Source organism: Mesorhizobium sp. STM 4661 (assembly GCF_000359125.1).
Lineage (GTDB): Bacteria > Pseudomonadota > Alphaproteobacteria > Rhizobiales > Rhizobiaceae > Mesorhizobium.
Map to the genome: position 1 here is coordinate 42768 of NZ_CAAF010000085.1, position 13946 is coordinate 56713.

Sequence of the window (13946 nt, forward strand, 5' to 3'; positions counted from 1 at the left end):
GCAGGAGTTGATCCTTGCCACCGCCGTCCTCGATCATTTTGCCGCCCATCGCCAGGTCGGGTGGCGTGACCGCGAAGCCGGTGGGCAGCTTTTTGCGCGTTTCGAGGGACGACGCATCATCGTCGAAGCCGCGACAGGCCCGCGCGCCATCGACAGGCGGTCTCGGTTTCTCTTCATTCCCAACAAATGGGCCGATCGGGCCGAAATCCGGCGACTGCACAAGCAAGGCCTGCATTATCTGGGAGACTGGCATACCCACCCCGAGCCGGTCCCTACACCGTCGCCGGTCGATCGGGCGAGCATGCATGACATGTTTGCGAAATCGCGTCATGATCTTGCGGGCTTCCTGATGATCATTGTTGGGACCGAACCCCCACCGGACGGGCTGTTTGTGGCAATTTTCGGCGCCGAAAGCTGGGGGCAGCTGAGGCCTCTCACGGAATAAGCCCAACCCCGGCCGGAGCCGGGGTCAGGTACTTCATGTGCGGATAGCGCCGTGGCGCTGGGCGTGGTCGGCATAGGCCGACAGCTCTGACAAAGGTCGGAAATGTAGGTCGCGTCCGACCGGCAATCCGAGCTTTCCCCGCACCGTGCCAAGCTCACTGAGACTGACGCTGCCAAGTTCGGGACAGCCGACGCCGAGGTTGCACAGGCTGAAGGCGATGTCGGGGTCATCCGGATAGATCTCTGTGCCCCGGCGCCGGGTGTGAACAGCTTCACGACGGGTACGAAGTCGATCTCGTCGCGGGTGCCGTGGAGAGGCTGCTGCTGGCGACCATTCGCCAGCAGCTTGTCCCGCAGTTCTTGTGTCAAGAGCTGCTTGTCCGCCTCCTACTCGCCGTCTTCGCCTTTGGGGGCGCGCAGGACGACGGGGCCGTCCAGGGGCAGGGCCTCGAGGAGGAGCGTGCCGCCTTCGCCGTCTTCGTGGGCGAAGAATGTGCGGGACGCGCTCATCGCAAATGCCGAGCGCCGTGTACTCTTCTCCCGCGCGGTCCGCAAAGCCGTTTTGGAACATCTCGGCAAACCGGGAATCGCTTGAAAATTAGACGCTTGCGGGCAAATGTGGTTGCCGCGCGGCGCTCATTGAACGGACATTCGAACCTAGACGCGACGTGAGTCCTTCGACAACCTCGTGCCTGCCTTGAACTCGAGGCAAGATGGCCTGCGGACCGTCTTACTAGCGTCCGGTGGAAACTACCTCTGCCATGTTGGCCACCGCGTCGACCAGAACCTTGACAGCATGCACGGCGGGTCCCTCGACGAGCATACCGCACTCCAGGTTGGCTGCCTTCGATCGCCTCAGCAGGTTTGCCGATCCGACGTATGCGGCGACCCCATCAGCCAGCACGATCTTTGCGTGAAACGTCTCCTGAGTAAGGTCGCCGCCACCATAGTCGATGATGCGCGTCGTCGCCCTTTCAAGACGGCGCCCCGCCTCTGCGCAGCTGCTTAGCTGCGACGCATCCCTTATGACCAGGATGCGCTCGATTGCCTCCGTTGTCTCGAACAGCTCGGCGGCCCAGGCGGCCCCTACCTTGTCGACGTAAGGGATCATCACCGTGAATCGCTGACGCGCCAACGATGCGAGATGCCGGAAGGCGTCGGTTGTCGGCGTGAGCGTGACGTAGTCACTCGCAATGTCGGCAGCGAGAGCGTCCGCCAATCGACTGGGCGCTGGTGGCATCGTCACGACGAGCCTGGCGGTGGCTCTTGGCGAAATGAATACTTCGTTCGTCATTTCGCCATGGCCGCGTCGAAGAAACCGACCAGGTCGGGTGCCGATCTGGGTTCCCATTCCGGGCCCTTGCCGCCCTTGAGGACAGCACGCGACAGCAAGAGGTTGGAGGCGATGCAGCTTACCTCGGATACCATGACGCAAGCCGGGCAAGCGCCGCCCCTGGCGTCGCACAGGCTGCCCGAGCCGCATCGCAACATGCGTGGATCGAGCGCGCGGCGCAGAAACTCATCGGCATGGTTGCGCCACATTGCGGAGATGTTGCCAAGGTCAGGGGTCATGCCCTTGCGGTAGATCACGAAGGCGAGGTCCGCCGGGAAGATGTGCTCGCCGATGCCATCGCGGTCGACGCCTGACGAATCCGCTAGCGAATGCATCATCTGGTGCGAAAGGGTGTGGAGAAGCAGGTAGACATACGCGGGTACTGTGCGCGGATAGCCGCCACTACCCTCGCGGTCCTTGAACATTTCGAGGAATGGACCGAAATCCTCGTAGCGCTCCAGATAGCCTCGGCCGAGACCATCGTCGGGCACGTCAGTCACCATATTAGCCTTCAGCCAGCGGACCACTCTGGCCTCGTCCAGCTTAAAGTAGAGTGCCTCGTTCTGCTGCTGGGTCACGTATATCGGTCGTTTCGTGCCTTGGATCGGCAGCTGGTCGAACGCCTTCAGGCGAACCGGCATGTCGACGCTCGTGCCCTGGTGCTCACGCTTGTATACGGGCGTCGCGGAAACCCGCGTGAAACCGAAACTGAACTCGCAGATTGGCAGATTGCGGACGATCACCAAGCGCTCCATGCCCAAATGCGCCAGCAGATTCCCAATATTGGACTGATAGCGCGCCTTGCGCTGGGGATCGTTGACGACGTCGGTCAGTGTGATGTCGGGCTCCATCACGTCGACGGCCGCGTGTCGGGCCATAGCCTCTTCGACATGCTCGCGCAGGAAAGCGTCGTGCTGGATGGTGAGCCGGATCGGATCATAGCGGCGCGTCCAGTCCTCGCGCTGCGCAATGGCTCTCAGGACGCCTGTGCTGCCCAGCCTGCCGCGTTCAACAATGCCAACAGCGAACCATCCTTCGCGCAACTCGTGTGCGCTATCGCGGTATGATCGGGCGCGCTCAGGTCGACCGCTTTCTTCCGCGCGACGAGCCATCTCGAGGAAGCTAAGGTAGTCATCCCAGTCGCTGCGGTGCTTCGGGTCGGCCTGCACCGCCGCCCGCACCTCGTCCTCCGCTGGCTCGGCGAACGGGATATTATGAATTTGAGCCAGCTTCGCCACTAGCTCGCCGACGCGCGGGGGCGTCATCAGCTCAACTACGGCGCTATCCTGGAATTCGATGAAGCTGGTGCGCTGTGGGTAGAAGGTTGAGTTGGCCCGGTACGACACCGGCAGCATATTGATTTCGATCCACTGGAAGACGCGACCACTGGTATTCTGCTCGGTTTGCAATCGGGCTAAAACCTCGGGCTCGGCCTTCTTGAGCGGGCGCGTATCACCACAGCCCTCGCAGACGTACCGCCATTCCGAGAAAACAGGGGCGTCGTTCCGCAGCTTGAAGCTGGTTGAACCGCAGGTGCACATCCTGATCTGGCGCGTGCTGCCGGTCTGCGGATCAAAGTTGTAGTTGAACGGGCTGAGGGGCTGAATCTCGCCCGACCAATGCACGTAAACGACGTCGATCTGGGTCCAGCGGGCATCGTGTCCATTGCACTTTCTTGGCAGCGGCTGCCTCGCCTGATCCGCGATGCTCTCGTATTCACGGGTCGAGCCGCAGATGCCGCAGCGGTAAACGAGAGGATAGGGGACGTAGCCAACACGGTCCGGTCCTGTCATCTGAAAATCGCCCCGCTCGATCCGGACCTCCCCGGTCCGGGAATCGCGGAAGGGGGCGTCGAGGACGAGTTCGGGCAGGGCGTCAGGAACGGCTTTCATCGCCCGATCGCGCCAATTGGTGGCGAAGTCACTCAGATTCTCGAAGACGAGATCGATCGTCGTCCGGTTGAGCTGCTTGGAGATATCGTTCGCCAGTGGAACGGAGCGGCAGATTCCCTTGCCTCCCTCCCACGTCATAAGCACTCCGGGTGCGTAGGAGCTCGCGAGCTGCACGCGCGATCGCGACATAGTCGGCGGCTCTAACGCTTGCGGCTCGCGCCTTGCACCACCGAAGGACGACGGCCGGCGGTTTGACGTGCGCCAGTCTCCGCCGGTGCCTTTACCCTCGCCCATCGTCGCCTCCGTCTGCATCCAATTCCGAGGCTGTGCCGCGTTGGGTCCTGATCGCCCGCATCACCTTCGCCAGATCCTGCCGATCGACATCGGTGGATCGCCCCCGCGCGAGGGGATCTCGGCCCGCGGCCACTATGTACCCCGCCTCGTCGACGTCGCGCAGCGATGTCATTGGGGGTCGGAACGCCGGCAAGTCGTCCCAATAGTCCCGCAGGCTGGCGATCGTGCCCCGGCTCGATATGTCGCGTACGAACGTATCGACCTGCTTCTCCACCAAGGCTCGGTAGAAGTCCTCGTAGTGTGGAGCGCCCAGCTGTGACGCACCCTTGCCGGCGAAGCCACTGGCGCGCAGCATGAACCCGCCCAACGCCTCGCAAAGCGCGACATGGTTGCGCTGCGCCAGGGTGGCGAACCGGCTGATCTGGTCCATGTGACTTACTTCCGCTTTCCGTCCATCGTCTTGGGCCAGGAATTCGCGCGCCTCGCGCAGCATGGCCCAAGCCTGGACATACGACGCCATGGTCCGCTTGATCGCGTTCTCTGCCCACCGTTCGACAGCGGGCGGTGCGATCATGCGCTCAAGGAATCGGTGGAAGATGTCATGGGTCTCGATAACGTAGCGATCGCGACGGTTCTGGGGCGTCGGTAGCAGCATCACGAACCCTACATGCGTGCGGCCGACACGGCTCGACGCCTGGATATACTCGGCGATGTCGGAGGGCAGGCCGGCGAAGAACATGCTGTTGAACCGGTCCACGTCCACGCCATGGCTGATTGCCGACGTGGCGACGATGTTGCGAAGGGTTGCTGCAATATCGGGATAGTCCCCACCGACGAACGACTTTTCGGCATCCTCCATGACTGCCTGGATGTCCTTCATGTCGATCCCACCCGATATCAAGCGGCTTTCAAACGCTGCGTGGCTGCGACCGATACGCCTGTGTTGGTTTTCAACTGCCGCACCCAACGCATCGATGATTTGATCGCCACCCTTCTTGTTAGTGACATAGGCGAGTGCGATGCGATGTAGGTCGACAAGCGCCATGATTTCGCCGGCACGGCCTTGGGCAACGGCGCGATCAATCGCCACCCGATGCCAATCTCCAGCGACGCCCGGAGAAACCGCGTCCCGGATAGCCGCAATGGCCGCTGGGCGGCTGCCCTCGCCCAACATTCCATCCCAAAGCGCGGTTATGATGCTGTGAAAGGCCGCCAGCACCCCGACCGTCGTGACCGTATGTGTGGCGTCGTTGGTCATGAGGGACACATAGAGCCTCATCCACGGCGCAGTTTGCTCCGGTGCCCGTGCGAACGACAGGGATGTAGCGAGCGCGACGCGCCCTGCGTTTCCGGCAGGCGGCGCGGCGGGCTCCGCGAAGAACGAGTGGTAGAGGTCCGGCCCTGGATAGGGAAAGCGCAGAGGCACGCGCTGATAGAGTGTCTCAAGCTGGCGCTCAGGCGCCGAGATGGTGGCGGTTGCGGCGATGACCTTGGGCATTCGCGGCGCCCCCCACCCGTCACCATTCCAGCGGCGCGCGACTTGGAGCCCGTCACCGGCCATGTCGGCCACATCCTCGAGGATCGTCTCAAGCAGGGTGTCGAACAGCCCGCTGAAAGTGCCAAGACTTTCCTCAAGCAGGTGCGCCTCATCCTGGATAACGAGCGAGGGGAAAGGGTCGTGGAAGACACGCGTGCCCTTGGCGTACGCGGGGAAGACGTTGGAGATGTCGTCTTCGGCGGGATCGCGGCGGAGGTCGTCCTCGCGTCGCGGGGTGTCGAGGTTGCCCCACCGGTCGATTCGACGGGCCAGGCCGAACATGCCGAGCACCTTGCTGATAGTAGCCGTGTGCTGGCCCAGCATGGCCAGCTTATCGACGGTTCCGAGCACGATAGCGGGTGCACGAGCGTATATTGCATCATCGGTCAGCAGGAACGGCAGCGGATGCCGCTCGCCATGCTCCCGGTTCCACTCGCAGCCGTCGTTGAAGCAGACGATCACCGCTCGCTTGCCGAGTGGCCCTTCGCCCTCATCGCGCCTCAGCCCGGTTGCTTCGCCGCATACGGGGCACTCGGGGATCTTGTCATAGGCTTCGCGCGCCTCGACGTATCGGCGACCCTGAGCGCGCTGCTCGTCATCTCCCGTCGCACCGTCGAGTTCGCTATCGTCGGCGAACTCCCGATCGCTCGCCAACGGGATATCGGCGCGGAACGCACGGTAGTTGTTGGGTGTGTTCTGGTTTCCGACCCAGAACCCCATCTCGAATGGCCAGTTCCCCACGGCATGCCGGCGGCGCACGATTTCGGCCCGCACCACCAGCTTTAGGAGACGCTGCGCCTGCTGAAGCGTCAGCAGGCGGAGCGGGTAACGGATCATGGCCGTTATGCCACGGTCTTTTCCGCGCAATCGGTCGAGAAACATGGCGAACAGCAGCGTGCCGTAGAACGCCTCGGACTTGCCACCTCCGGTCGGAAAGTACAGCAGGCTGACGCCGTCCTCGTCCAGCATCGGATCATGGTACTCGCGCCACTCCTCAATCCGAGAGCTGAACACCGGGACATGCGCGAGGACGAATGCCATCTGAAACAGACGCCAGCCCCGCTTAGGGTCGTGGGCGTCGCGCATAGCGAAGGCCTCGTTGGTCATTGTCCAGGCGCGCCAGGGAGCGGCGCGGGGCTCAAGGGCCGCGCGATCCGCCCCGGCCAGCCCCGACAGCATTTCATAAGCTTTCTTGGACGCAATCAGCATCTCGACACCGCGTTCGATGTAGCGGGCCTCGGCGCGCTGTGCGGCAATGTCCTTTCGCAGTCGTGCGGACTCGATTTCCGCATCGGCGCGATCCAAGCCCATCGTTACTGTGTCCTTGAGACGAACCTCCTGCTCGTCGATCCACTTGACATAGGCTCGAGGCAGCTCGAACAGCTTGGTCGCGTCGAACCCTGGGTCCTTGAGGATCGCGAACTGGAACGGTAGGTCGATCTGGCGAGCAACGATACGCGGCTGAGCGAAGCGTGGCGCGGCCGTCGTGGCGAGGCGTAGTTCGCCTGCAGCAGTGTCGGCGTGCACGCCGCAGTTTAGGCCGATCGCAGGATAATCAAGATGGTCGCGGAAGCGGTAGGACGGTTCCACTCGGTCAAGCTGAAGGGGTCGGTGTGCGGCATGGGGCAGAGTCAACGAAAGCCCCGCGCCGAAAACCGTATTGCACCGACCTTGCGCATCCCGCGGCGTCGGCTCGGGCGACTGGTTATCTAGCATCACACGCAGCGACAGGCGGCTCGGGTCGAGGAAGTCTACCTGTCGCTCAACCTTTAACACCACTCGCGAGAGATCCGGCACAACGCGTGCACGGTCGACCGGTTGGGCGGCTAGTGCAGCCATGGCCACCGTCCATCTTGCCTCGTCCAGCGTCTCGCCAGGTTGCACGGTCGCGTCACGCCATGCTTCGGTGCCCCCGTTCCCCGTCACCCAGGCCTCGAGCTGCGCCCCGACCGCGTTTGCGAGGATCACATTGTAGGCATCGACCGTCGCGGTCAGCGCCGTGTCGTCTGCGACGGTCGCAAACTCCAGGGCTGGAAGCGCAAGATCGATCCGTCGCCATTTTCCGGGTATGGGCGCGGGGTCGACATGATGCAACGGTATTGCGCGGCTTTCGCGCACGAGGCGCGCAATCGGCGCCGACTGAGCCACGTTGTCGTCAGGGGTATTGGGATCACCGACCGCATCGTCGGGCGATTGCTCGGCGTTCAGCGGCTCGGGTTCCCCGGACAGCAGTTTGATGCCATGTGCCGCATAGGCCTTTGTCCGGATCCCGGCGAGAATCTGCGCACGCTGCGCGCGCACCTTCGAACGCTTCGCCTCGTCCATTCCCTTCCAGTCGGGACGATCGACCCCTGCCGCCTGCAGCGCCGGAACGCGCTCCGTGCGGATCGCGTCGTCAATCTGCTGTTGGATGCTCTTTCGCAGTCTGAAGTCGAAATCGAGCTCGCCACCGCCGGCTACGAGGTCCTTCCACAGGGGGATGACGCGCACATAAACCGAGAACCGTGGCGTGACTCGGATAGTCGCACGAGTCCTGGCGCCTACGACAAAATCTACCCCGACAGCAGCGATCCGGATGTCCGATGTCTCGTCGACAACGCCGCCAACATCGAACCGTGGAAGCAGCTGCCCCGCGAACACGCCGCGACGGGGCGAGCTGCCGAGGATGATGCGCCCGCGCTCGTCGCCGCCGCTGACTCTAGCGACGAGCGCGTTGACCAGCGCGTCGCACACGGCCTCCTTGAGCTCGACGTCGATATCACCCAGCTGCTTGTCCGAATATCCCTTCACGTCACCTCCAAGCTCCGTGTGTGCGCCACGGTCGCCACGTGTTCTTCGGCCATCGCGCGGAGCGCACGAATGTCATCACTCCGGTCGCGATTGCTGGCGAGCGCGGCATGAGGGTCTGTCAGGATACCACGGAAGGCGTCGTGGAAGACGTTGCCCGAGCGCAGCCGATGCGAGCGCTGCGCAACCACTGCCCATAGCCAGAAGCTCTCCGCCAGCTTTGGGCCTATCCCGAGCGCACCGATGAAACGCATGAACGTCTCGCGATCATGGGGCGCGTGCGGCACCACGTCGTGCAGTGGCTTGTCGAGCTCGTCGTCGAGATCCACCCAATAGCGTGCGGTTTCGATTGAAACCCGCGGTTCACCCATCAGCGACACGACGACCCGCAGGCGCTCGTTGACTGAATCTCCGTCGATGGCGTCGAAGCGGCTGGCGACCTGCAGATGGTATTCACGAATTTCGGCCGCGGCGGTAGCGCGGACATTTACGAGCGTGCGCGCCCGCTCGACAAAGCCCGGCCCTATCACGCAAACCTCTTCGCCCTTGCGAACCTGCGAGGCCGGTCGCTCGATGAAGGAGGTGGTCGCGGCGCTGTCGTTGCGCAAGACGATGCCTGTCGACGCACGTGCGATGATGCGCTGTCCATTATTCATGATTATTTCAACCAGACGGCGCTCGCCTCGAGAACCTCCGCTGAGGTCGACCACCGACCCCGGCGGGAATTCGATGTCGTCGGTCGGCATCTCGGAATCGAGCTGCACCGCGTGTCGCCCAATCTCGCCGACGCGCGCGGTCGCTCGAGCCGCGAACGCTCGGAGCCGGACCGCAAGAGGGGCCACGTCGATTTCCTGCGCCAGCCGATCGGCGTCCCTGGCCGCAAAAGCAAGTGTATCCGCGTCAGCGAGGATCACGACCTGCTCTGGCAGCCAAGGTTCGGCCAGTGTCGCCAGGATCGCAGATCGCGTCGGTGCGACAACGATGGCTCGCTTGAACTGATTGCGCAGTGAGCTGGACATCGCCGTGATGGTGCTTAGCACGCGCGCGCCACCAAAGCGGATGATCCCGTTGTCGAGCCGTTCGGTCAGTCTTGGATGCGCCGCCGCCAAGCGGTCGGCCGCGAACTCGGCTACCATGTCGGAGCAGAAAACAAAGGCTGACCGGGAGCTGGAGCGAAGCGCCGGCTGTATCGCCTCTGCCAGTAGCGTCGACATCGGCGTCGCCCGCTCAAGGGAACGCATGATGCCTGTTGTCTCAGCAGTGACCTTCGTCTCCGCGTCCGCCTGGCTGGCAAGGCTGCGAGGGTCGGAGAGGGACGCGACATCTGCCGCAACGCGATAGGTCGCCAGTCGATCATTCGCCGTCGCCGTCGATGATTCCCGCTCGAGAAATCGGCTGAGATCGGCGATCGAACCCGGCAGGCAGGCGGAGCGGCGAACTGTGGCGATCATGTTTCGCGCCGTCTCGGCCCCGCCCGGATCCCCCATCTCCGATAGCCTGTGCGCGAGCCCACGGAGCCGCTCGATATTCCGGTCGACGTCGCCGAAGAAGCCGTCGACTTCTATTCGTGCGCCGCCCTCGAATTGTGGTTTCGGCTGGTTGGTGTCCTGAACGATCCCGGTGGTGGGCGAGTAGACGACGTGTCCCACGGCGGGCGTCACCTGGGCTTTGCGTCCAGGTTGTTTCGTCCCGAGCAGCTGAAATCGAGCAGTTTGGTATGTCCACGGATCATCCGCGAGCACGAGAATGCCGGCGGTTGGATAGACCTCCCGCATGCAGCCGACCATGTCCGCAGCGTGCTTCAGCCAGTTCCATCCCAGCCGGTCGCGTGCATTCCGCGAAAGGTCAAGAATCAGAAAGTCGGGCGCCCTCGTGATCGCCCTCAGCTCAGCGCCGAGCCGATCCCCGGCTCGGATGGTGTAGAGATAGTATGCCGCCTTTAAGGGGTTGTCCGCGTCGCCGGACCGCTTGTGCGTCGCGATGTCCGTTTTGCTCTGCGTTCGCCAGAGCACCGAGCTGTTAGAAGGTCGCTCTCCTCTCGGTGGACCGTGTGGCACTATCTCGTCGAGGATCGGATGCTCGAACTCGGCATAGTCACGACCGTCCGTAGCTCTCCCGGTCAGCTTGCGGACACGCGCCAGAACTTGGTGGTAGTCCTTGGCAGCGTCGCTCACCCCATCAAGATAGCGCTTCAAGTGGTCGAAGTGCACCTCGCCCATACCGTGCCGATCAACCTGCACAGCGCGTGCCTGCGCGTGTGTGCTCCGGGCATAGGGGAATACGACAGCACGCACTTCGTCGGCTCTGTTCCGACTGAGCGAGCGTTCGTTTTTGATTGTGATCTCGACGGGCTCGGCGCTGCAGATGGCGCCGATCGACAGCAGGGAGACGATCGCCGATGGCGACATACGTGTCGCGGGCCACGGCATGATCACCTGCGCCGACCCATCGCTCGCCACTTCGGCAGCTGAGCGGACAAGCCGCTCATAGGCCGGCGTGAGAACGACCGGCGCGGGGGATCCAAGTCGATGTAGCGGCTGCCCGGCAAGAGCCTCCATATACCCCTCGACGTTCCGGGGCGGTCGCTTGACAGGTTCCGGGACCAAGACCGTTTCCGCCACTCGGCGCGAGGCCATCGACGCCATCTTGGAGGTGAGACCTGCCCGCTTCTCGAGCTGCGTTTGGCGTTGCGAGGTCCGGTCCTTAAGTTCAGCGCCCGGCGCGCGGTCAAAGGGTCGATACCGCGCCATCACGCATCAACCGATTCTGGCTGGCTGTGGTACGCGGCCAATGCCGCGGCCTCTGCATCTCCGTGGGCCTCGCGTAGCGCTACTGAGAAGGCCGTCGGCGTCGGAAGATCGAGTTGCCGGAGCAGCGTGACAGAAACAGCGGCCGTTCCAGAGACACGGCGGTATCGCTGATCGACGGCACTCGTGTTGAGCAGCTTCACGGCAAGGGCCAGCCGTTTGGGGCTCTCGGCGGTGAGAACGATAGTATGATTTTCAGTGACGAAGCCGCCCCATCGCACCACAATTGCAGGATCGACCATTGCCGCGATAAGCCGTCGTGGCTGTTTGTCGTTTGTCGTGCGCTGCATGACAGCTGCAGGCGTCCGGACCACGGCTGCGCTTGCTTCAGCGAAGGTAACGAAGTCCATCTTCGTACCCTGCTTGCCTGCGGGTCGGCACACCTGCCCCGCTCGAACGTTCTTTGCCCATACCAACGGAAAGCCGTCCAGGCGTCCGAGCTTCGTCACAAGCCGGGCCCCTTCACGGTTCCAGACGAAATATCCTGCCTTCGCGGTTACGCCATAGTCGGCCAGCGTCGCACCGCCGATCGTCTCAGGGTCGACCGGCGGCAGCGGCCAAGCGTCCTCGGACTTGGCGGGAAGAACCTGCGCGACGACGGTCGCCACCGGCGACGTCGTGCCGATGATTGGGAACCGCACCTTCACATCCGGGCGATGTGCCTTTCCCTTGCGTGCTATTAGCACGCTGATGTCCTGGGCCACGTCAAGAAAGACTCCTTCGCGACCCGCGATCGAGCCGATGGTAAGGACCTCGCCTTGGGACCGAATGAACTGGCGCATGCGATCATAGAGCGGGCCAGACCGGAAGCTCGACGGGATGACGAGCGCAACGATGCCGCCGGGCTTCGCGTTGCGGAAGCAGAGTTCGGCAAATAGGGCATACTTGTTTATGTGCCCGCTATGGGCGACCCGCCGCCACGCATTTCCGCGGACCTCCTCCATCGACATTCGGCCGTACGGCGGGTTCGCGATGACCAACCCATAGGAGGCCGGGATCGGCACACGCAGCGCGTCCCCTATGAGGATCACATCCCGCGGTAGGGGTGCCTTCAGCCGTTCGGCTATTAGTCTGCGTGACAGGGTTGCAAGACCCACATCAATTTCGATGCCGTTCAGCCGGTACGCAACCTCGCGTGCAGCAAGGCCCGCCGAGGTCATTCGCCCAGCGATTGTTGAGAGGAAAGCCGCGCCACCCGCCGCCGGATCCAGGACGTCATCGCTAGACAAATCAAATCCGGCTTCAATAGCAAAATCGACGACCGCATCTGCAACCGCTGGGGGGGTAAAATAGGTGGCTTGCGACCGCCGAACCTTAGCTGGCAACATGAGCGTGTAGAGCGTCCCGATCCAGTAGTGACGCTCGTCGACTGGCATAGCATGGAGAGCCTTTCGGAACGGCTCGAGCCGTTCGTTCACGCCGAGATCCGTAAGCAGATCGAGGCATGCATCGGCACGGGCCTGCGGTGAGGTGGCCTCACGCGCCAAATCCCGCGCAGCAAGGCGAGCACGGGCGAGCAGCGTCGTCTTGCTCCCCTCCGCCTCCACGCGTCCCCCTCTTCTGACGGCATGCCGCCGTCACCCACCCAACAAACATGTGCCGGTATTCGCGCCGAATAAGACTATGCCCGCCAGCGAACGTCTAGATCGGAAGTTCGTCTATCGTACCCTCTCGGCTGGACAGTGTTGAGAATTCTTTGGACCGGTGCCCGATAATCAAATCGCGTCGCAGCTGCGATCATTCTTCGAACAATCTCATCGTGCTGACCTCGAGCCTCTTGAACTCGTTTTGCACTCAGTCGTCAGCCAGCTCTCTGGCTGGAACCAGCTATGCGTCGCGAATACGCTCAAGAAGGGGAGAGCCACGCGACGGAGCGCCCCAAAGTAATCGTCCCGCAGGTCAGTCCATTGCAGTGTCGTTGTCCTGGCAAAACGATCGTCGGCGAGCTTGCTGGAGGCGACCATCCGGAAGCTGTCCCACATGAGAACGCGGTCGGCGAGCCCGCGCCAATCCATCCTGACGATGACTTGCGCGATTCCGGGTAGTTCCTGACCCATGAGACGCGCATGGGCGAGCAACGAGTGGATCGCTACGAGCGTCCAAAGCGGCGTCGGCACGTCGACTCGTTCAGCAAATGCTGAAGACCTCATTATAGTGAACGACAGGGAATATGTAACATATCCTCTTGACCCTGGTTTTGAGATATGTAACATATATCCTACCGAAGGCCAAGCCACAGGAGAACCCAATGATGCCGGTAGTGAGAATTAATGACGCCACCTTTGCGGACCTAAAGCTCATCGCAAGTTGGTTCGGCACGAAAACGCCCGCCGATACGCTGGATCGTGTCGTGAAGGAGGCGATGGACCAGCTCGGGTTGGAGCGCGACGAGGAGCCCAATGAAGCTGTCGTATCGAACGGCGGCGCCATGCAGTTCGAGGTCGCGCCCGGGCTCGCTTTCACGAAACCGTTGTCGGCGACGATCAACGGAACGGCGATCCCGAGCCCGAGATGGTCATCGATCCTGCTCACGATGATCACCCAACTGAAGGCAAAGGGCCTCGACGGCGACAAGCTTGTCCGCGAACTGGGCATCCCGGCCAAGGCCGCCAAGTTCGAGGACGAGGGGTTCAAGTACCACCCTGACCTTGGTATTTCGGTGCAGGGCCAGTCCGCTTCGGACGCATGGAAAGAGGTCGACCGCCTCGCCAAAAAGTGGCGCATCCCTGTCACGGTTGAGTTTTGGTGGCGCCAGAACCCGAAGGCTCAACATCCTGGCCGCACCGGAGTGCTAAGGTCATCTCCTAACAGTTGAGGGCCCAGCCGAATGACTGCAGTGCTACAAAGCATGG

Annotated in this window: 8 protein-coding genes and 1 pseudogene; 2 read left to right on the forward strand and 7 right to left on the reverse strand. The window is 62.7% G+C overall.

Going from position 1 to position 13946, the window contains the following annotated elements; translation table 11 throughout:
* Nucleotides 1-7 precede the first annotated feature (7 nt).
* Entirely contained in the window at nucleotides 8-445 is a 438-nt protein-coding gene (locus MESS4_RS30185; RefSeq protein WP_157385706.1) for a Mov34/MPN/PAD-1 family protein, read from the forward strand.
* Nucleotides 446-478: 33 nt separating this feature from the next.
* Here MESS4_RS30185 and MESS4_RS32915 read toward each other — a convergent pair.
* The 7 genes and pseudogenes from MESS4_RS32915 to MESS4_RS30210 all read right to left on the reverse strand — a co-directional run bounded on the left by MESS4_RS32915 (nucleotide 479) and on the right by MESS4_RS30210 (nucleotide 12641).
* Nucleotides 479-786: pseudogene (locus MESS4_RS32915) on the reverse strand (DUF2958 domain-containing protein).
* Nucleotides 787-831: 45 nt separating this feature from the next.
* Nucleotides 832-954 carry a hypothetical protein gene (locus MESS4_RS35080; protein ID WP_280110266.1) on the reverse strand — a complete coding sequence of 41 codons (123 nt, stop codon included), beginning with the start codon at nucleotides 952-954 and terminating at the stop codon, nucleotides 832-834.
* A 223-nt stretch (nucleotides 955-1177) separates the two neighbouring features.
* Nucleotides 1178-1738, reverse strand: coding sequence for a phospholipase D-like domain-containing protein (locus MESS4_RS30190; protein ID WP_006339635.1), 561 nt, complete (start codon nucleotides 1736-1738; stop codon nucleotides 1178-1180).
* Nucleotides 1735-3963, reverse strand: coding sequence for a DUF1998 domain-containing protein (locus tag MESS4_RS30195; RefSeq protein ID WP_210161691.1), 2229 nt, complete (start codon nucleotides 3961-3963; stop codon nucleotides 1735-1737). Before MESS4_RS30195 ends, MESS4_RS30190 begins: the two co-directional genes overlap by 4 nt.
* Nucleotides 3950-8290, reverse strand: a complete 4341-nt coding sequence (locus MESS4_RS30200) for a helicase-related protein (RefSeq protein ID WP_006339637.1) — start codon at nucleotides 8288-8290, stop codon at nucleotides 3950-3952. Before MESS4_RS30200 ends, MESS4_RS30195 begins: the two co-directional genes overlap by 14 nt.
* Entirely contained in the window at nucleotides 8287-10845 is a 2559-nt protein-coding gene (locus MESS4_RS30205; protein WP_198292818.1) for a hypothetical protein, read from the reverse strand. The genes MESS4_RS30200 and MESS4_RS30205 overlap by 4 nt, the downstream gene beginning before the upstream one ends.
* Before the next feature lie 191 nt (nucleotides 10846-11036).
* Complete coding sequence (locus tag MESS4_RS30210) at nucleotides 11037-12641, reverse strand: N-6 DNA methylase (protein WP_006339640.1); 1605 nt, start codon at nucleotides 12639-12641, stop codon at nucleotides 11037-11039.
* 701 nt (nucleotides 12642-13342) lie between these two features.
* Here MESS4_RS30210 and MESS4_RS30220 point away from each other — a divergent pair.
* Nucleotides 13343-13909: a hypothetical protein gene (locus MESS4_RS30220; RefSeq protein ID WP_006339654.1), complete on the forward strand. Its 567-nt coding sequence runs from the start codon at nucleotides 13343-13345 to the stop codon at nucleotides 13907-13909.
* Nucleotides 13910-13946: the final 37 nt, after the last annotated feature.